Annotated in this window: 16 protein-coding genes; 13 read left to right on the forward strand and 3 right to left on the reverse strand. The window is 65.2% G+C overall.

The features are described 5' to 3' along the window. The first annotated feature begins 3 nt into the window (after window positions 1-3). Both EUV02_RS09435 and EUV02_RS09440 read left to right on the forward strand, forming a co-directional pair. Window positions 4-1086, forward strand: a complete 1083-nt coding sequence (locus tag EUV02_RS09435; RefSeq protein WP_135245981.1) for an HlyD family secretion protein — start codon at window positions 4-6, stop codon at window positions 1084-1086. Beyond that, window positions 1086-2690 (forward strand): DHA2 family efflux MFS transporter permease subunit, encoded by a 1605-nt coding sequence (locus EUV02_RS09440; RefSeq protein ID WP_135245982.1) that lies wholly within the window; start codon window positions 1086-1088, stop codon window positions 2688-2690. Before EUV02_RS09435 ends, EUV02_RS09440 begins: the two co-directional genes overlap by 1 nt. Here EUV02_RS09440 and EUV02_RS09445 read toward each other — a convergent pair. Next, entirely contained in the window at window positions 2641-3336 is a 696-nt protein-coding gene (locus EUV02_RS09445) for a hypothetical protein (protein ID WP_135245983.1), read from the reverse strand. The genes EUV02_RS09440 and EUV02_RS09445 overlap by 50 nt on opposite strands. Before the next feature lie 150 nt (window positions 3337-3486). Here EUV02_RS09445 and mdh point away from each other — a divergent pair, with 150 nt between their 5' ends. The 9 genes from mdh to EUV02_RS09490 all read left to right on the forward strand — a co-directional run bounded on the left by mdh (window position 3487) and on the right by EUV02_RS09490 (window position 14055). Next, window positions 3487-4449 carry a malate dehydrogenase gene (mdh, locus tag EUV02_RS09450; RefSeq protein ID WP_135245984.1) on the forward strand — a complete coding sequence of 321 codons (963 nt, stop codon included), beginning with the start codon at window positions 3487-3489 and terminating at the stop codon, window positions 4447-4449. Window positions 4450-4533: 84 nt separating this feature from the next. Then, a complete protein-coding gene (gene sucC / locus EUV02_RS09455; RefSeq protein WP_135245985.1) occupies window positions 4534-5733 on the forward strand; it encodes an ADP-forming succinate--CoA ligase subunit beta in 1200 nt (399 codons plus the stop codon). Window positions 5734-5736: 3 nt separating this feature from the next. Next, a complete protein-coding gene (gene sucD / locus EUV02_RS09460; protein WP_135245986.1) occupies window positions 5737-6612 on the forward strand; it encodes a succinate--CoA ligase subunit alpha in 876 nt (291 codons plus the stop codon). A gap of 15 nt (window positions 6613-6627) precedes the next feature. Next, complete coding sequence (locus EUV02_RS09465) at window positions 6628-7029, forward strand: VOC family protein (RefSeq protein ID WP_135245987.1); 402 nt, start codon at window positions 6628-6630, stop codon at window positions 7027-7029. 135 nt (window positions 7030-7164) lie between these two features. Beyond that, window positions 7165-10008 carry a 2-oxoglutarate dehydrogenase E1 component gene (locus EUV02_RS09470; protein ID WP_135245988.1) on the forward strand — a complete coding sequence of 948 codons (2844 nt, stop codon included), beginning with the start codon at window positions 7165-7167 and terminating at the stop codon, window positions 10006-10008. Beyond that, window positions 10005-11291 carry a 2-oxoglutarate dehydrogenase complex dihydrolipoyllysine-residue succinyltransferase gene (gene odhB / locus EUV02_RS09475; RefSeq protein WP_135245989.1) on the forward strand — a complete coding sequence of 429 codons (1287 nt, stop codon included), beginning with the start codon at window positions 10005-10007 and terminating at the stop codon, window positions 11289-11291. The genes EUV02_RS09470 and odhB overlap by 4 nt, the downstream gene beginning before the upstream one ends. An 11-nt stretch (window positions 11292-11302) precedes the next feature. Continuing rightward, on the forward strand, window positions 11303-12712 hold the full coding sequence (gene lpdA, locus EUV02_RS09480; protein ID WP_135245990.1) for a dihydrolipoyl dehydrogenase: 1410 nt from the start codon (window positions 11303-11305) through the stop codon (window positions 12710-12712). Continuing rightward, window positions 12712-13422, forward strand: a complete 711-nt coding sequence (locus EUV02_RS09485; RefSeq protein ID WP_135245991.1) for a hypothetical protein — start codon at window positions 12712-12714, stop codon at window positions 13420-13422. The genes lpdA and EUV02_RS09485 overlap by 1 nt, the downstream gene beginning before the upstream one ends. Next, on the forward strand, window positions 13423-14055 hold the full coding sequence (locus EUV02_RS09490) for a trimeric intracellular cation channel family protein (protein WP_135245992.1): 633 nt from the start codon (window positions 13423-13425) through the stop codon (window positions 14053-14055). Between the two features lie 44 nt (window positions 14056-14099). Here EUV02_RS09490 and sppA read toward each other — a convergent pair whose 3' ends face one another. Next, window positions 14100-15992, reverse strand: coding sequence for a signal peptide peptidase SppA (gene sppA / locus EUV02_RS09495; protein WP_135245993.1), 1893 nt, complete (start codon window positions 15990-15992; stop codon window positions 14100-14102). A 168-nt stretch (window positions 15993-16160) separates the two neighbouring features. Then, the gene (locus EUV02_RS15790; RefSeq protein ID WP_207790152.1) at window positions 16161-17117 is read right to left on the reverse strand and encodes a DUF2853 family protein; all 957 of its coding nucleotides are present in this window, start codon (window positions 17115-17117) and stop codon (window positions 16161-16163) included. A gap of 306 nt (window positions 17118-17423) precedes the next feature. On the opposite strand from EUV02_RS15790, the gene EUV02_RS09515 reads away from it, so the two are divergent. After that, a complete protein-coding gene (locus EUV02_RS09515; protein ID WP_135245994.1) occupies window positions 17424-17714 on the forward strand; it encodes a co-chaperone GroES in 291 nt (96 codons plus the stop codon). 60 nt (window positions 17715-17774) lie between these two features. After that, window positions 17775-19433 carry a chaperonin GroEL gene (gene groL / locus EUV02_RS09520; protein WP_135245995.1) on the forward strand — a complete coding sequence of 553 codons (1659 nt, stop codon included), beginning with the start codon at window positions 17775-17777 and terminating at the stop codon, window positions 19431-19433. The last annotated feature ends 10 nt before the right edge of the window (window positions 19434-19443 follow it).

A 19443-nucleotide genomic window follows, 5' to 3' on the forward strand; every position in this document is an offset into this window, starting at 1 on the left:
AGAATGACCCAACTGAGTCAGACGCAAAACGCGTCGGCCTTTGGGGACACGCCGTTGCGCCGGATCATTCTCATCATTCTCGTCGCCGCACTGCTGCTCGCCGGCATCGGTTTCGGCATCTATTGGTACACCAACGGCCGCTATCTGCAGCACACCGACAACGCCTATGTCGAAGCCGATATCGCGGTCATCGCGCCGAAGATTTCGGGCTATGTCGCCAAGGTGCCGGTCACCGATAACCAGTCGGTCAAGCGTGGCGACACGCTGCTCGAACTTGACCCCGCCGATTATGGCGCAACGCGCGACCGGCTGGTCACCGAAGTGACGCGCCAGCAAGCTGCCATCGGTAGCGCCACCTCGACCGCCGCCGCGCAGGGCGCGACCATTGCTGCCGCCGAAGCTGCGCTGGCGTCGGCGCGCGCCGAGGCCGAACGCGCCGAAGCCGACCGCAAGCGCTATGAGCAATTGCTCGCCGAACGCTGGGTGCCGCGCGCCACCTATGAGCAAAAGGTCGCCGAAGCCGCCAGCCGCGAGGCCGCGGTCGCACAGGCGCAGGCCAATGTCGCCGCGGCGCGCGCCAACCGCACCGCCGCGATGTCGGGCGCGGGCGGCGCCCGTGCAGCGAGCGCCGGCGCGACTGCGGCACTGCACTCGGCCGAGCTCGACCTCGGCAATACCGTGGTGCGTGCGCCGTTCGACGGCGTCATCGGCAACCGCACCGTGCGTGTCGGGCAGTTCGTCCGTGTCGGCCAACAGGTCATGGTGCTGGTGCCGCTGGCATCGGTCTATGTCGTGGCAAATTTCAAGGAAACCCAGATCGGCCGGATGGTGCCGGGGCAGGTGGCGCACATCACCGTCGATGCCTTCCCCGATGCGCATGTCACCGGTCGCATCCTGTCGGTGTCGCCCGCCGCCGGCTCGCGGTTTTCGATGCTGCCGCCCGAAAACGCCACCGGCAACTTCACCAAGATCGTCCAGCGCGTACCCGTCAAGATTGCGCTCGACCCGCTGCCGGCCGGGCTGCGGCTGGTGCCGGGCATGTCGGTCGAAGCTGAAATCGACGTGCGCGGCACGCCGGGCAGCTGATGGCGAGCGCCGCCGCCACCGCTGACGGCGACGCTCCGGTTACGCCCGACGCCACTTCGGGACTGCCGCCATGGCCGCAGCTCATCGGCTTCCTGCTGATGGCGTTCGGCATGTTCATGGCGATCCTCGACATCCAGATCGTCTCGGCGTCGCTGACGCAGATCCAGGCCGGGCTGGCTGCATCGGCGGATGAAATCAGCTGGGTGCAGACGAGTTATCTCGTGTCCGAAGTGGTGATGATCCCGCTGTCAGGGTTTCTGGCGCGGGCGCTGTCGACGAAATGGCTGTTCGTGCTGTCGTCGGCTGGGTTCACCATCGCGTCGATCCTGTGTTCGACCGCCACCTCGATCAACGAGATGATCGTCTACCGGTCGCTGCAGGGCTTTGTCGGCGGCGCGATGATCCCGACGATGTATTCGGCGATGTTCCTGATGTTCGGGCGCGGCCGCCAGTCGGGCGTGTCGGTGGCGGTCAGCCTGATCGTGACGATGGCGCCAACGATCGGCCCGGCGCTCGGCGGCTGGATTTCGGAAGTCGCCACCTGGCACTGGCTGTTCCTCGTCAACATCATCCCCGGCGTCATCATCACTTTCGGCGTGTGGGCGCTGGTCGATGTCGATAGGCCCAATCTGCCGCTGCTGCGCCGCATCGACCTGATCGGGCTGGTGGCGATGGCATTCTTCCTCGGCGGGCTCGATTATGTGCTCGAGGAAGGCGCGCGCCGCGACTGGTTTGCCGACGGCACGGTGTTCACGGTGTTTGTTATCGCGACGGTTGCGGCGGTAATCTTCTTCTGGCGCTCGCTCACCGTCGTCGAGCCGGTGGTCAACCTCAAGGTCTTCGCCAACACCAACTTCCTGTTCGGCGGGATGCTCGGCGCGATTGTCGGTATCGGGCTTTACGGGCTGGTCTATCTGTATCCGGTGTTTCTGGCGCGCATCGCGCTGCTGTCGAGCGGGCAGATCGGCGCGACTTTATGGGTGACCGGGCTGTCGATGCTGTTTGTCGCGCCGTTGATGGGGATGCTGGCGCGGCGTAGCGACCCGCGCCGCGTGCTGTTGTTCGGCTTTCTGATGCTGGCGCTATCGACCTGGCTGACGCGCGGCATCACCGACGAATGGCGTTTCGCGCAGTTGTTCCTGCCGCAGGTGGTGCGTGGTGTCGGGTTGATTGCCTGCCTGACCTCGATCAGCGTCACCTCGTTCGCGACCTTGCCGATGGAGTATATCAAGGACGCCGGCGGGCTGTTCACGCTGATGCGCAACATCGGCGGCGCCATCGGGCTGGCGATGATCAATACCATCATCCTGTGGCGCACCAATCTGCACTGGGGGCGACTGGCGGAAAGCGTCAATCCGGGGCGCCCCGAAGTGCAGGCGCAGGTCGATGCGCTGACCGCGCTGGCGACCGAAAAGGGCCTAGCCGACCCCGAGGCGGCGGCGATGCGCGAAATCGGCCATCAGGTCATGGAGCAGGCGATGGTGATGGCCTATGCCGATTGCTTCACGGTGCTGTCGTGGCTGTTTGTCGTGTTTGCGATCGTACCGATGTTCCTCAAGCGCCCGCCGACGCTGGCGAGTGTCGCGGCCGCCGAATCGCACTGAGGATCAACGCCAGCAGCAGCGCTACCCAAGACACGCCAATCGCCAGTGATGTGCCCGGCACGCCGGCAAACAGCAGCAATGAACCGAGGCTGGTCACGACGATGACGGCGCCGAGCAACTTATAGATAAGGCCACGCCGCCGCAGCAGCGCCAGCCCGAGCACGGCACCGCCAAGCCTGAGGCCGGCGAATTTGATCGTGCTGCCCGCCGCGAGCAACGGCAGCATCGCCGGCGACAGCTCGGGCCAGCGCGCCCCGATCCACAACTGCGTCGCGGTTTCGACAATGTCGGCGACGACGCCGGCGCCAATCAGCACGAACGCCAGTGTCCGCAACTGCCCGTGCGCCAGCACCGCCGCGCCGAACAGCAGGAAAGCGCCATACGCCGGGATGAACGCCGCCAGATCGAGCGTATTCATGCCGTTGAGCATCGCCACGCGTTCAGGGCAGCCAAGCGCCACCGCCAGTTGTTCGGGGGTTCGCGCCAATTGGAACGCGCTCAGCGCCGCATTGGGCAGCGGATTGCCGATACCCTCGCAGTAAACGAACGGTCGCGCCGGAAACAGGCTGGCGATGGCCAGCGTCATCAGGCCGGCCACGATGGCGACCCAGACGAGGCGGCTGCGGCCAACAGGATAATCGGTCATGGCGAATTCCCCCAATCGGGCGCGTCATGGTCACGATGGTTGCAGCTATCGCTGTCATTCCGCCCATGGCCGTTTTCTGCCGGTTGCACGGGCGCGTCAACCGGTCTATCCGAACGGCGCAATCCAACTCTAGACCCAAGAGAGACCCCCATGGCACGCAACAAAATTGCGCTTATCGGCGCTGGCATGATCGGTGGCACGCTGGCGCATCTCGCCGCCGCGAAGGAACTGGGCGACGTCGTGCTGTTCGACATCGCCGAGGGCACGCCGCAGGGCAAGGCGCTCGATCTGGCGCAGTCAGGCCCCGTCGAAGGCTTTGACGTCAATCTCAAGGGCACCAACGACTACGCCGACATCGCCGGCGCCGACGTCTGCATCGTCACCGCCGGTGTGCCGCGCAAGCCCGGCATGAGCCGCGACGACCTGCTCGGCATCAACCTGAAGGTCATGAAGGCCGTCGGTGAAGGCATCAAGGCGCACGCGCCGAACGCCTTTGTCATCTGCATCACCAACCCGCTCGACGCGATGGTCTGGGCGCTGCGCGAATTTTCGGGCGTGCCGCACCACATGATCTGCGGCATGGCCGGCGTGCTCGATTCGGCGCGCTTCCGCCACTTCCTTGCCGAAGAGTTCCAGGTCTCGGTCAAGGACGTCACCGCGTTCGTGCTCGGCGGCCACGGCGACACGATGGTGCCGGTCGTTGAGTATTCGACTGTTGCCGGTATCCCGATCCCCGACCTCATCAAGATGGGCTGGAGCACGCAGGAAAAGATCGACGCCATCGTCGCGCGCACCGCGTCGGGCGGCGGCGAAATCGTCGGCCTGCTCAAGACCGGCTCGGCGTTCTACGCCCCCGCCACCAGCGGCATCGCGATGGCCGAATCGTACCTCAAGGATTTCAAGCGCGTGCTGCCGTGCGCCGCGCATCTGTCGGGCCAGTACGGCGTCGATGACCTATACGTCGGCGTGCCGATCGTGATTGGTGCCGGCGGCGTCGAGCGCATCGTTGAAATCCCGCTCGATGCGAAGGCGAAGGCCGGCTTCCAGAAGTCGTGCGACGCGGTGCGCGAGCTGCTGGTCGCCTGCAAGGCGATCGATCCGTCGCTCAACTAATCGTCCGGCTTTCCGGCGTGCGCGCCGGCCGACAGGACTGGGTCCCGGCGCGCGCCGGGACACCGAACAGAAGGTGATGACCCGATGAACATCCACGAATACCAAGCCAAGGAATTGCTCGCCAAGTTCGGCGTTCCGATCCCCGCGGGGCATGCCGCGTTCACCGTTGACGAAGCCGTCGCGGCGGCGGGCAAGCTGCCCGGGCCGTTGTGGGTGGTCAAGTCGCAGATCCACGCCGGCGGCCGCGGCAAGGGCAAGTTCAAGGAGCTGCCCGCTGACGCCAAGGGCGGTGTTCGCCTCGCCTTCTCGATGGATGAAGTCCGCGCCCACGCCAAGGACATGCTCGGCAACACGCTGGTGACGATCCAGACCGGCGAGCACGGCAAGCAGGTCAACCGCCTGTACATCACCGACGGCGCCGACATCGAAAAGGAATTCTACCTCGCGCTGCTCGTCGACCGTGGCTCGGGCCGCATCGCGCTGGTCGCCTCGACTGAAGGCGGCATGGACATCGAGACCGTCGCGCACGACACCCCCGAGCGCATCCACACCTTCATCATCGATCCGGCTGCCGGCATCCAGGCGCACCATGGCCGCTCGGTCGCCTTCGCGCTCGGCCTGTCGGGCGACCTTTACAAGCAGTGCATTTCGGTCGTCGAACAGCTCTACAACGCGTTCGTCGCCACCGACGCCTCGCAGATTGAAATCAACCCGCTCGCCACCACCAAGGACGGCAAGCTGCTGGTGCTCGATGCCAAGGTCGGCTTCGATAGCAACGCGCTGTATCGCCACCCCGATCTCGTCGCGCTGCGCGACCTGACCGAAGAAGACCCCGCCGAAGTCGAAGCGTCGAAGTACGACCTGGCGTTCATCAAGCTCGATGGCAACATCGGCTGCCTCGTCAACGGCGCCGGCCTCGCGATGGCGACGATGGATATCATCAAGCTGAACGGCGCCGAGCCGGCGAACTTCCTCGATGTCGGCGGCGGCGCCGACAAGGAGAAGGTCACCAATGCTTTCAAGCTGATCCTCAAGGACCCGGCGGTGAAGGGCATATTGGTCAACATCTTCGGCGGCATCATGCGCTGCGACATCATCGCCGAGGGCATCATCGCCGCGGCGAAGGAAGTGAACCTTTCGGTGCCGCTGGTCGTGCGCCTTGAGGGCACCAACGTCGAACTCGGCAAGAAGATCCTCGCCGACAGCGGTCTGCCGATCATCAGCGGCGACAATCTCGGAGATGCGGCGGCCAAGATCGTCGCCGAAGTGAAGAAGGCAGCCTGACCCATGAGCATTCTCGTCAACAAGAACACCAAGGTCATCTGCCAGGGCTTCACCGGCAAGCAGGGCACCTTCCATTCCGAAGCCGCCATCGCCTATGGCACCAAGATGGTCGGCGGCACCGCACCGGGCAAGGGCGGCACCACGCACCTCGGCCTGCCGGTGTTCAACACCGTGCTCGAAGCCAAGGAACGCACCGGCGCCGATGCCTCGGTGATCTACGTGCCGCCGCCGGGCGCTGCTGACGCCATCCTGGAGGCCATCGACGCCGAAATCCCGCTGATCGTCTGCATCACCGAAGGCATTCCGGTGCTCGACATGGTAAAGGTCAAGCGCGCGCTTTCGGGCTCGAAGTCGCGCCTGATCGGCCCGAACTGCCCCGGCGTGCTGACGCCGAACGAATGCAAGATCGGCATCATGCCCGGCAACATCTTCATGAAGGGCTCGGTCGGCGTCGTGTCGCGTTCGGGCACGCTGACCTATGAAGCTGTCCACCAGACCACTGCGGTCGGCCTCGGCCAGACCTCGGCCGTCGGCATCGGCGGCGATCCGGTCAACGGCACCAACTTCATCGACATGCTCGAACTCTATCTCGCCGACCCCGAAACCAAGTCGATCATCATGATCGGCGAAATCGGTGGCGGTGCCGAAGAAGAAGCCGCCGAGTTCCTGCGCCTCAACAAGGTCAAGAAGCCGACCGTCGGCTTTATCGCCGGCCGCACGGCACCCCCGGGGCGCCGCATGGGCCACGCCGGCGCGATCGTCGCCGGTGGCAAGGGCGGCGCCGAGGACAAGATCGACGCGATGAAGCGCGCCGGTATTCGTGTATCGGATTCGCCCAGCGAACTCGGCACGACGCTGCTGGCGCTGCTCAACGGCTAACAAAGGGACTCGGCGATGGTGACGGTCAAGACACTCGACCACGTCAACATCCAGACGACGGCCGTCGCCGAGACCGCCGGCTTTTTCACCGACGTCCTAGAACTCAGCGCAAAACCGCCATTTCCGGGCATGGACATGGCAGAAGTGACGTGGATGTTCGACCACGCCGACCGGCCGGTCATCCACATCACCCGGCCCGGCGCGACGTTTGCCGAAGATGCCGACCGGCCGCTGCGCCCCGACACCGGCGTGCTCCACCATGTCGCGTTCGAATGTGACGGCTATGACGCGATGTTGGCGCGGCTGGCACGTCTGGGGCTGGCGTATCGCACCCGCGACATTGCGCCGATTGGCCTGCGCCAGCTGTTCGTGCATGAACCCAATGGCGTGCTGCTCGAACTCAATTATCGCGAGTAGCGCCGGGACTGCATCCTTACCGGCGTTCCGGTCGTTAAACATAGCAGCCATGCAACAAGGCGCGGGTAGACCGCTGCGCGCCACATGGTTAATACACAGGCTGATTGCGTGCGAGTGTTGCAGGAAGACCGAGCGATGGATTTTGAAGGCCTGTTGCCCCAAGCCGACGATGTTGCCGGCCCGAGTTGGGCGCGTCGTGACTGGCCGCCGGTACCCGCCGATGCGCTGACCAGCGCGGTTGATGCCGCCGGTATCGCCTTGCCGCCCAAGGCCGCCAAGACAGCCGCGCCGGCCGCAGCCCCCGATGCCGACGCCGTGCGGCGTGCCGCGCAGGATTCGATCAACGCGCTGATGCTGATCCGCACCTACCGTGTGCGCGGGCATCTGGCCGCCAACCTCGATCCGCTCGGGCTGACCAAGCGCGAGCTGCCCGCCGATTTGACCCCTGAATATCACGGCTTCGTCACCGAAGCCGACCAAAACCGCCAGGTCTTCATCGGCGGTCCGCTCGGGCTTGAGTATGCGACGGTCAAGGAACTCGTCAGCATCCTGCGCGCCAACTACTGCGGCAACGTCGGCGTCGAATACATGCACATCAACGATGTCGAGGAACGCCGCTTCCTTCAGGAAAAGCTCGAAGGCCGCAACAAGGAAATCCAGTTCACCCAGAACGGCAAAAAGGCCATTCTGACTAAGATCGTCGAAGCCGAGCAGTTCGAAAAGTTCCTGGGCCGTAAGTACGTCGGCACCAAGCGCTTCGGGCTCGACGGCGGTGAATCGATGATCCCGGCGATGGAATCGATCATCAAGGTCGGCGGCAGCCTCGGCATCAACGAAATCGTCTTCGGCATGCCGCATCGCGGCCGGCTCAACATGCTTGGCAACGTCATGCAGAAGCCGTTCCGCGTCATCTTCCACGAATTCGCCGGCGGCTCGGCCAACCCAGACGACATCGGCGGCTCGGGCGACGTGAAGTACCACCTCGGCACCTCGACCGACCGCGAATTCGACGGCAACAAAGTGCATCTGTCGCTGGTGCCGAACCCGTCGCACCTCGAGGCCGTCGACCCCGTCGTGCTCGGCAAGGTCCGCGCGACGCAGACGATCAAGCGCGATTTCGAACGCGAGCATGTCATGCCGGTGCTGCTGCACGGCGACGCGGCGTTCGCCGGCCAAGGCATCGTCGCCGAATGCTTCGGCTTTTCGGGGCTGCGCGGCTACAACACCGGCGGCACCATCCACTTCATCGTCAACAACCAGATCGGCTTCACCACCAGCCCGCAGTTCGCGCGCTCGTCGCCGTATCCGTCGGACATGGGCAAGATCGTCCAGGCGCCGATCTTCCACGTCAACGGCGACGATCCCGAAGCCGTGACCTTCGCGACCAAGGTCGCCACCGAATTCCGCCAGAAGTTCAAGCGCGATGTCGTCATCGACATGTGGTGCTACCGCCGCTTCGGCCACAATGAAAGCGACGAGCCGAGCTTCACCCAGCCGCTGATGTACGCGGTCATTCGCAAGCATCCGCCGGTCAGCGAGCTTTATGCCGGGCGGCTCGAAGCGCAGGGCGTCATCGAAAAGGGCTGGTTGCAGGGCGCCATCGACGCCTATGTCGACGGGCTCGAAACCGATTTCGAAAACGCTGCAAGCTTCAAGGCCAACAAGGCCGAATGGTTCGAAGGCCGCTGGGCCGGGCTCGGCAAGCCGACCGAGGATGAAACCGCGCGCCGCGCCGGTGACACCGACGTGCCGGCCGCCGAAATCGCCCAGGTCGGCAAGGCGCTGACCACGGTTCCCGAAGGCTTCGACATCCACAAGACGCTGGCGCGTGTCGTCGAGGCCAAGGCCGAGTCGCTCAAGACCGGCACCAATATCGACTGGGCGACCGCCGAAGCGCTGGCGTTCGGGACTCTGCTGGTCGAAGGCTACCGCGTCCGCCTGTCTGGGCAGGATTCGGGGCGCGGCACCTTCTCGCAACGCCATTCGGTATGGATCAACCAGACCGACGGCAGCCGCTACGTGCCACTGCGCAGCCTGTCCGAAAATTTCGAGGTGCTCGACAGCCCGTTGTCGGAATTCGGCGTGCTCGGTTTCGAATATGGCTATGCACTCGCCGACCCGATGTGCCTGACATTGTGGGAAGGCCAGTTCGGCGACTTCGTCAACGGCGCGCAATCAATGATCGACCAGTTCATCGTCAGCGGCGAAAGCAAGTGGCTGCGCGCCAACGGGTTGGTGATGCTGCTGCCGCATGGCTATGAGGGGCAGGGGCCGGAACACAGCTCGGCACGCCTCGAACGCTTCCTGCAGCTGTGCGCCGAGGACAATATCCAGGTCGCCAACATCACCTCGCCGGCGAACTATTTCCACGCGCTGCGGCGCCAGATGCTGCGGCCGTTCCGCAAGCCGCTGATCATCATGACGCCCAAGTCGCTGCTGCGCCACAAGCGCGCGGTGTCGGAGATCGAGGATTTCACCCACGACAACACCTTCCACCGCTGCCTCGAAGACAAGCTGGCGCTGGTCGATGATGATGTGACGCGGCTGGTGCTGTGTTCCGGCAAGGTCTATTTCGACTTGCTCGAAGCGCGCGAGAAGTCGGGGCAGACCGATACCTATGTGCTGCGCATCGAGCAGCTGTATCCATTCCCCGCCGATGTCGTGAAGCGCTATGCGGCGCGATTCCCCAACCTCAAGACGCTGGTCTGGGCGCAGGAAGAGCCGAAGAACGCTGGCGCGTGGAGCTTCGTCAGCCCGCTAATCGAAGACGCGCTGGGTGTGCGCCCGGTCTATGCCGGCCGTGCCGCGGCCGCGTCGACCGCGACCGGGCTGATGCGCCGCCATAACGCCGAACAGGCCAAGCTCATCGCCGAAGCGCTGGGTGCGTCGCGTGCCGGTGTCACCGCGGCGATCCGCGCCGGGTTCAAACAGACCAGCAGTGGCGATGCTGCCACCAAGTCCAAAGCAAAGGCTGCCTGATGTCCGATGTTGTTATCCCCGCGCTCGGTGAATCGATCACCGAGGCGACCGTTGGCCAGTGGCTCAAGAATGTCGGTGACCAAGTCGCTGCCGACGAGCCCATCGTCAGCCTCGAAACCGACAAGGTCGCGGTCGAAGTGCCGTCGCCGGTCGCTGGCGTGCTGACCGCACAGGCGTTCAAGGTCGGCGACACCGTGGCGGTCGGTGCGGTCATTGCACAGATCGACGCCGGTGCTGCCGGTGCCGCACCGAAGCCCGCCGCTGCTGCGCCTGCTGCTGCACCTGCCGCCGCGCCGGCTGCTGCCGCACCTGCGCCCGTCGCGCCGACGCCGGCGCCAGTCGCTGCTGCACCTGCACCGGTTGCAGCGCCCGCCGCAGTTGCACCCGCTGCCGCCGCACCCGAAGCCATCGCACCCGCCGTGCGCCGGCTGCTCGGCGACTATAACCTCGACGCTGCCAGCATCACCGGCACCGGTCTCGACGGTCGCTTGACCAAGGGCGACGTGCTCGCCGCGATCGAAGCCGGCACTGCCAAGGTCATCGGCGCCGCGCCTGCCACCGCTGCCACCGCCGCCGCCCCGGCGCGCCGCGAAGAACGCGTCCGCATGACGCGGATTCGCCAGACCATCGCGCGTCGTCTGAAAGAAGCGCAGAACACCGCCGCGATGCTGACGACGTTCAACGACGTCGACATGACCGCGGTCATTGAAGCGCGCACCCGCTACAAGGAATTGTTCGAGAAGAAGCACGGCGTCCGCCTCGGCTTCATGTCGTTCTTCGCCAAGGCCGCCGTGCTGGCGCTGCGCGATGTGCCCGCGGTCAACGCCCGCATCGAAGGCGATGAAATCGTCTATCACGACTATGCCGACCTCGGCATCGCGGTATCGTCGCCCGGCGGGCTGGTCGTGCCTGTGCTGAAGGATGCGCAGAGCCGCAGCTTCGCCGACATTGAAAAGAGCATCGGCGATTTCGGCAAGCGCGCGCAGGCCGGCACGCTGACCTTGGCCGACATGAGCGGCGGCACCTTCACGATCACCAACGGCGGCGTGTTCGGCTCGCTGATGTCGACGCCGATCCTCAACCCGCCGCAGTCAGGCGTGCTCGGGCTGCACCGCATCGAGGAGCGCCCCGTGGTGCGTGACGGGCAGATCGTCGCGCGGCCGATGATGTATCTGGCGCTGAGCTATGACCACCGCCTGGTCGACGGCCGCGAGGCGGTGACCTTTCTGGTCCGCGTCAAGGAAGCCATCGAAGACCCGGCGCGCCTGCTGATCGATCTGTAAGGAGCCGCCAGATGGCTGATTTTGATTTCGACCTCGTCGTCATCGGCGCCGGGCCCGGGGGCTATGTCGCGGCCATCCGCGCGGCGCAGCACGGGCTCAAGGTCGCGTGCATCGAAAAGCGCGAGACGCTCGGCGGCGTCTGCCTCAACATTGGCTGCATCCCGTCGAAAGCACTGCTCAACGGTTCGGCGCTGTACGAGGAAGCGCATAGCGGCGGGCTGGCGAAGTTCGGCGTCAAGCTCGGCTCCGTCGAACTCGACCTGCCGCAGCTGCTTGCCGAGAAGGACAAGGTCGTCAAGGAACTGACCGACGGCGTCGCCTTCCTGTTCAAGAAGAACAAGGTCGAATGGATCAAGGGCGCCGCCAGCTTTGTCGACGCCAAGTCGGTCAAGGTCGGCGACCGCACGATCACCGCGAAGAACTTCATCATCGCTACCGGCTCCGAAGTGGCGAACCTGCCGGGCATCGAACCCGACGGCGACGTCATCATCACCTCGACCGAGGCACTGGCACTGCCCAAGGTGCCCGCGCATCTGGTGGTCATCGGCGGCGGCTATATCGGGCTGGAAATGGGTTCGGTGTGGGGCCGGCTGGGCAGCAAGGTCACCGTCGTCGAATACGCCGACCGCATCGTGCCGGCGATGGATATCGAAGTCGCCACCGCCTTCGCGCGCGTGCTCAAGAAGCAGGGCATGACGATCAAGACCGCCACCAAGGTCACCGCCGTCACCCGCAAGGGCAAGGGCGCCGTCGTCACCGTCGAACCCGCCGCCGGCGGCGCGGCAGAGACCATCGATGCCGATGTCGTACTGCTGTCGATCGGCCGCCGCCCGAATACCGACGGCCTCAACATCGAAGCGACCGGGCTGACGCTCGAAGCCGCTGGCCCCAACCGTGGCCGCATCATGGTTAACGGCGATTTTTCGACCAAGGTGCCCGGCATATGGGCGATCGGCGATGTCGTGCCCGGCCCGATGCTCGCGCACAAGGCCGAAGACGAAGGCATTGCCTGCGCCGACAACATCGCCGGCTTGAACGGTCATGTGAACCATGACGTGATCCCGGCGGTCGTCTACACGCACCCCGAAGTCGCCAGCGTCGGCAAGACCGAGGAAGAGCTGAAGGCTGCGGGCATCGCCTACAAATCGGGTAAGTTCCCGTTCGCCGGCAACAGCCGCGCCAAGACCAATCGCGACACTGAAGGCTTCGTCAAGGTGCTGGCAGATGCTGCCACCGACCGCGTGCTCGGCGTCCATATCATCGGGAGCATGGCAGGCACGATGATCGCCGAAGCCGCGCTGGCGATGGAATTCGGCGCGTCGAGCGAGGACATCGCCGCGACATGCCACGCCCACCCGACGCACCCCGAAGCGCTCAAGGAAGCCGCGATGGCGGTGACCGGCAAGGCTATCCACGTCTGATGCAGATCGGTCTGCCGCGCCGTCGCAGTTGGCGCGGCTGGTTCTATTTCGCGCATCTGTGGCTCGGCATTTTCGTCGCGCTACAGTTGCTGCTGTGGACCGTCAGCGGGCTGGTAATGACCGCCTGGCCGATTGAGACCATCCGCGGGGAACCTCTGCGCCGCGAGGTGATCACGCCCGATTTGCGGAGAGCGGGGCCCCTGCTGCCGCTCGACCAACTGGTTGCCGCAAGCGCGCGGCCAGTCGACAGCGCCACGTTGGTCAGCCTGCTCGGCGCGCCGGTCTACCGGTTGCAACAGGGCAAGGACGTCTGGCTGATCGATGCACGCAGCGGGGCGCAGCGCCCGCTGACCGCCCCCGATGCGCTGGCACTGGTGCATGCAGGCACGAAGCTGACCGGTGCCGCCACCGTCACCCTGCTCGACCCCGCCAACCCGCCGCTCGAACTGCGCCGCAACGTGCCCGGCTGGCGCGTTGCGTTCGCCGATGGCACCCGCGTCTACGTCGGCGCCGATGGTGCGATCCTGTCGATCCGCACCGGGCTGTGGCGCTTCTATGACTTCTTCTGGGGGCTGCACATCCTTGACCCGGTCGCGCGCGAGGATACCCACCACCCGCTGCTCATCGGCTCGGCAGTGTTGTCCACCACCAGCGTCATCAGCGGCATCGTGCTGATCTTCGTCTATTTCGGCCGGCGGCGGCGGCGCTAGATGGCCCCCGTCGAAATCACCATCGAACAGCTGCGCCCGGCGCTGGTGCTGCTCGACTTCGCCGGCGTCGCGGTGTTCGCATTGACCGGCGCGCTCGCCGCCGCCCGCGCCAAGCAGACGATCATCACCTTCGCCTTTTTCGCGGCAATCACCGGAATCGGCGGCGGCACGCTGCGCGACCTGCTGATCGGCGCGCCGGTGTTCTGGGTGCGGCGGCCCGACTATCTGCTGGTGTGCTTCGGCGTCGCCGCACTCGCCTGGGTCATCCACGCCGATCGCTGGCCGCGCCGCGCCCTCGTCTGGCTCGATGCCATCGGCATGGCGGCATTCGCTGTCGTCGGTGCGGCGAAAACGCTCGGCTTCGGGCTGGCGCCGCTTGTCGCCATCGTCATGGGGGTGCTGACCGCAACCTTCGGCGGCATCATCCGCGACGTACTCGCCGGCGAGCCGTCGATGCTGCTCGGCCCCGAAATCTACATCTCGGCAGCGGTCGTCAGCGCCGCCGTCTATGTCGCGTTGACGGTGCTGGGCGTGCCGCTGCTCGCCGCCGGAATACTCGGCGCGCTGTCGGGCTTCGCGCTGCGCGCGGCGGCGATCAAGTTCAATCTGAAGTTGCCGGGATACAGACGGTAAGAGCCTCCGGCGGGCAGGGCCTAGGCCCTGCCCGCCGGAGGCTCTTAGTCTACCAGCGCAGCAATTGTTGCGAGCCACCCCGACGGCGCCTTCACCAGCGCCCGTGGCGGCATCAGGCCGGCGCAATCGAGGCAACTGGCCTGCATCGTCGGGCCGCTGGCGACGGCTTGCGCCTGGGCGAGGCCGCCGAGGATGCGCGCCTGATCGACGCGTGCCAACCGCGCGTACGGGTCGCGGATTGCGGCTTGCTGGCTCATGTCTTCTTCTTCCTCGCCGAACAGGCTGCTCAGGATTTCGAACGGCAATGAAGGCCGGCGTTCGATATCGACGGTGCGGACGTCGGCGGGCAGTTGCGCACGGCGGGCGGCGGCAGCGACCGCGGCATCGAGGCCGCCGAGGCTGTCGACGAGACCCAGGTCCTTGGCGGTCGAGCCGGCCCAGACGCGGCCCTGGCCGATTTCATCGACGCGTTCGACGGGCAGTTTGCGCGCGGCTGACACCAGTCCGGTGAAGCGGCGGTAGATGTCTTCGACCGAGGCTTGCAGCAGCAGCTTGGTGTCGGGGGACAGCCCGCGCAGGATGTCGGGCGCGCCGGTGTAGGGCGTCGATTTGACGCCGTCGGCGCCGATACCGACGCGGTCGAGCAGGCGGTTGAAGCTCGGGATCACCGCGAACACGCCGATCGAGCCGGTGATCGTCGAAGGCTCGGCGATGATTTCGTCGGCGGCGGTGCCGACCCAGTAGCCGCCGCTGGCAGCGACTGGCCCAAAGCTGGCGACGATCGGTAGCTTGCGGGCTTTCGCCTGCAGCAGCGCCTCGCGGATGCGTTCGGAGGCCATGACTGAGCCGCCAGGCGAGTCGATGCGCACGACCAGTGCCTTGATGTCGGTGTCGTTCAGCGCGCGGTCGATTTGGCGGGCAATGGTGTCGCCGCCCGCGGTGCCGGCGGGCGCGAAGCCGTCGACGATATCGCCCGCGACATAGACGATGCCGACCGCGTCGCCGGACTTTTTGGTCAGGTCGGCGGTCGCCGACAGGTAGCGCGACAGCGAGATGCCGTTGAAACTGGCGATGCTGTCGTCTTCGCCCTCGCCGTATTGCTTGCGCAGCGTGCCGTAGAAATCTTCGGGGCTGCCGAGGCGGTCGACGAGGCCGGCGGCAAGCGCCGTCTGCGACAGGCTGCCGCCGGCGGCTTTCACCCGCGCCGGCAGGTCGGCGAGCAGCGCCGGCAGGTCGACCTTGGGGCGGACCTTCGACACATCGGCGCGGTAGCTCGTCCACAGCGTATCGACGAGCGCCTGCGACGCGGCCTTCGATTCGGGCGAGGCCTCGCTGCGCGTGAACGGTTCGACGGCAGATTTATAGGTGCCGACGCGGAAGACGTTGATATCGACATCGAGCTTGTCGAGCGCCTTTTTGAAATACAGGTTGGTGCCGCCGGGGCCGGTGAGCAGTACGCCGCCGAGCGGGTTGAGCCAGATCTGGCTGGCGTGTGCCGCTAGGTAATAGCTGTCATCGGTATAGGCGGTCGAATAGGCGACCACTGGCTTGCCGGCGGCGCGCAGCGCGGTCAGCGCGCGGCCGATGGCTTGCAGATTGGCCTGGCCGCCACCAGTGAAGGCATCAAGTTCGAGCACGACCGCCTTGATGCGCGTGTCGGTCTTGGCGCGGTCGAGCGCCATCAGTACGTTGCGGACTTCGATCTGCCGTGCCGCATCGCCGCCACCGGCGATCGAGGCGAGCAGCGAGCGTTCATTGGCCTGGTCGACAATCTGGCCGTCGAGCGCCAGCACCAGCGCCGCATCGGTCGGCACCGTCGCGGGCGGGCCGCCGCGCATCAGCGCCCATACACCGGCAAAGAAGACCAGCAGCAGGATCAGCGCCAGCGCATCTTTGACGCCGACAAGGAAGTGCCAGATTTTGCGGAGCACGTTCATGGTCGGGCTTTCGGGTCGGGGATCATCAGGCAGCTATACAGGCGTCGCCACAGTGCGCCAACCTTGGCTCTGCAAAGAAGCTGGGGCCCCACAAACAAAAGTCGCGGCCGGTTGCCCGGCCGCGACCCATTGCTTCAGTCCATTGCTCAGGCGTTGCCGCCTTAAGCGCTATTGTGCGTCCACAACCGTGATATCGACGCGGCGGGCACGGGCCAGCGAGTCGGTGTCATCGGTGGTGTCGACCGGCTTGACCAGCACGATCGCGTCTGCCGGCACGCCCAGCTTGACGAGCGCGTCGCGGACCGCGAAGGCGCGGTTCTTCGACAGCTCGGCGTTCATCGCTGCGTCGCCGCGCGGGTCGTTATAGCCCGATACCTGCAGCTTGCTGCCGGCGTGGTCGGCCGCGTACTTGCGCACGGCTTCGGTGCGTGCATCGAAGTTGGGATAGATGTCGGTCTTGGCGGTATCGAAATACACCGAAACTTCCGGCTTGCCTTCGACTTCCTGCGCCGTAATGCCGGCGCCGTCGGGGACGGCTTCGACCGGTGCAGCTGCAGGCGCTGCCGGCACCACGGCTTCGGTGACTTCCGCCACGACGACCGGCTCGGGCTTCGGACGCAACAGCCACCACAGCAGGCCGGCGAGTGCCAGCAAGCCGAGCAACCACCACAGCCAGCGCATGCTGCCGCCGGCTTCGGCGACTTCGGGGACGGCGGCGAGCGGTGCGACGCGCGGTGCAGCGACCGGCTCGGCAACGGCGGCGGCAACCGGTGCTGCGACGGCTGCTGCGACCGGTGCGGCAACGGCACCGAAGATGCCGAGTTTGCCGAAGGCTTCGGCGAGCAGATAGTAAACCGTCACACGGTTCTTGGTGTGATCGGCCTTCATGCGCTCGCCGACTTTGGCGATGGCGGCGTCGATCACCGAGTCGGGATCGGTGATGCCGAGTTTCTTCTTGCAATAGCTTTCGCGCACCAGGTCGGTTTCGGCAGTGTCGGTGAACGACACCAGCGAAGAGTCGCGGTTGCGCAGCGCAATGCCGCAATGGCGCACGATGGCGGCGATGACATTGTCATCCGCATCCGGTGCGTATTTCTTGACGTCGATTGACCAATCTTCAGCCATAATCGCCACTCCCTTGTTGATTTGGCGAAGACCGCCTTTACGGCGGGACGCCCGTGAAAAAGCCCAGCGCATGTTAACCGCAAAGTCAGCAAGCACAAGATAGAACGTCAACTGCGACGCAGAAGCGTTTTGCGCTATCCGACAGGCGTGCCCGCCGGCGCATTTGCCAGGCGTAGCGCTGACATCGAAAATTCATCGATCCTGCCCTTGACGCTTCCGACGCCGGGTACCATATGCGCCGGGTCGTTAGCACTCGCCGTTGCTGAGTGCTAACGCAGCCATTCGTAACACAAAGAGGAAGCTCACATGAAATTCCGTCCGCTGCACGACCGCGTGCTCGTTCGCCGCATCGAAGCCGAAGCCAAGACCGCTGGCGGCATCATCATCCCCGACACCGCCAAGGAAAAGCCGCAGGAAGGCGTGATCGTCGCTGCCGGTGCCGGCGCACGTGGCGATGACGGCAAGGTCAACGCGCTCGACGTCAAGGCCGGCGACAAGATCCTGTTCGGCAAGTGGTCGGGCACCGAGATCAAGGTCGACGGCGAAGACCTGCTGATCATGAAGGAAAGCGACGTCCTCGGCATCATCGAAGGCTAAGCCTTCGTCGCCTGAGACGGTCTTTCCGAACCAATTCAAACTCAATTCAAGGAACACAACATGGCAGCCAAAGACGTAAAATTCGGTCGTGACGCCCGCGAACGCATCCTGCGCGGCGTCGACATTCTCGCTGACGCCGTCAAGGTGACGCTCGGTCCGAAGGGCCGCAACGTCGTCATCGAAAAGTCGTTCGGCGCACCGCGCATCACCAAGGACGGCGTCACCGTCGCCAAGGAAATCGAACTCAAGGACAAGTTCGAAAACCTCGGCGCGCAGATGGTCCGCGAAGTCGCTTCGAAGACCAACGACATCGCCGGTGACGGCACCACCACCGCCACCGTGCTGGCACAGGCCATCGTCCGCGAAGGCATGAAGTCGGTTGCCGCCGGCATGAACCCGATGGATCTGAAGCGCGGCATCGACATGGCGGTCACCGCTGTCGTCGCTGACCTCAAGGCGCGCTCGAAGCCCGTCGCCGGCACGTCGGAAATCGCCCAGGTCGGCACGATCTCGGCCAACGGCGAGACCGAAATCGGCGAAATGATCGCCAAGGCGATGGAAAAGGTCGGCAAGGAAGGCGTCATCACCGTCGAAGAAGCCAAGGGTATGGCATCGGAACTCGATGTCGTCGAAGGCATGCAGTTCGACCGTGGCTATCTCAGCCCCTATTTCATCACCAACCCGGAAAAGATGGCCGTCGAACTCGACGCGCCGTACATCCTGATCCACGAAAAGAAGCTGTCGAACCTGCAGGCGCTGCTGCCGGTGCTCGAAGCGGTTGTCCAGTCGGGCCGCCCGCTGCTGATCATCGCCGAAGACGTCGAAGGCGAAGCACTCGCAACGCTGGTCGTCAACAAGCTGCGTGGTGGCCTCAAGGTTGCTGCCGTCAAGGCGCCGGGCTTCGGTGACCGTCGCAAGGCGATGCTCGAAGATCTCGCAATCCTGACCGAAGGCCAGATGATCAGCGAAGACCTTGGCATCAAGCTCGAAAACGTCACGCTCGACATGCTGGGCAAGGCCAAGCGCGTCACCATCGACAAGGACAACACCACCATCGTCGATGGCGCCGGTTCGGCCGATGCGATCAAGGGCCGGGTCGAACAGATCCGCGCGCAGATCGAAATCACCACGTCGGACTATGACAAGGAGAAGCTCCAGGAGCGTCTTGCCAAGCTTGCGGGCGGCGTCGCCGTTCTCAAGGTCGGCGGTTCGACCGAAGTCGAAGTCAAGGAACGCAAGGACCGCGTCGACGACGCACTGCACGCGACCCGCGCAGCCGTCGAAGAAGGCATCGTCCCCGGCGGCGGCACGGCATTGCTGTACGCCACCAAGGCGCTTGCCGGCATGAAGGGCCTCAACGACGACCAGACCCGCGGTATCGACATCATCCGCAAGGCGCTGTTCGCCCCGGTTCGCCAGATCGCCTCGAACGCCGGCCATGACGGCGCCGTGGTCTCGGGCAAGCTGCTCGACGGCAACGACGACAAGATCGGCTTCAACGCCCAGACCGAAGTCTATGAAAACCTCGTCGCTTCGGGCGTCATCGATCCGACCAAGGTTGTTCGCACCGCACTTCAGGACGCAGCTTCGGTTGCCGGCCTGCTGATCACCACCGAAGCCGCGATCAGCGAGCTGCCGGCGGATGACAAGGGCGGCGCCGGCGGCATGGGCGGCATGGGCGGCGGCGGCATGGGCGGCATGGGCGGGATGGACTTCTAAGTCCCGCACA

This window comes from Glacieibacterium arshaanense (assembly GCF_004681125.1).
Lineage (GTDB): Bacteria > Pseudomonadota > Alphaproteobacteria > Sphingomonadales > Sphingomonadaceae > Polymorphobacter_A > Polymorphobacter_A arshaanense.